This window comes from Pseudomonas sp. ES1, assembly GCF_050586605.1.
GTDB classification, from domain to species: Bacteria; Pseudomonadota; Gammaproteobacteria; order Pseudomonadales; family Pseudomonadaceae; genus Aquipseudomonas; species Aquipseudomonas sichuanensis.
The window spans coordinates 1-467 of sequence record NZ_JBOBDM010000148.1; the positions used below are offsets into that span (position 1 = coordinate 1).

The following is a 467-nucleotide window of genomic DNA, read 5'->3' on the forward strand; positions in this document are numbered from 1 at the left end:
CCGGGGCCCATCATCGCTTTACCTTGTGCCATCGCGTTCTGTACCAATCCCTTGCCCTTGTCCATGCCTTGCTGGGCCAGTGCCAGGCCCTTGCCCAGCAGGCCGTCGGCGCCCTTGCCGGCGCTCAGCACCTCGCCGACCACGGCCTGCTGGCCGGGGGCGATGTCGTTGAAGTCAGTCTTCGCCGGCCAGACGCCAGCACCGAAGTGGCTGCCGTCGGCCCAGGTGTCGGCCGGGTCCAGGCCGAAGTCGACCCACAGCGGGCCGGCGGCGGCGCCGCTGGCCATGTTGAAACCCTGGCCGTCGAGCTTGCCCTTGATCGACTTGCCCAGGGCATCGATCACGTCGTAGTCGCCGGTCTTCACGCCCTTGCTGTTGGCGTACTGGTACAACAGCTCGAGGTTGCCCTTGCCCGGTTTGGGCGGCTCGGGGAAGGTGCCGGCCTTGCTCGCCGCGCCGATATGGGC

Annotated in this window: 1 pseudogene; it reads right to left on the minus strand. The window is 68.3% G+C overall.

Annotation, left to right across the window (positions count from 1 at the left end):
• A pseudogene (locus ACQ4N9_RS26550) lies at window positions 1-467 on the minus strand (type VI secretion system tip protein VgrG); the annotation flags it as partial.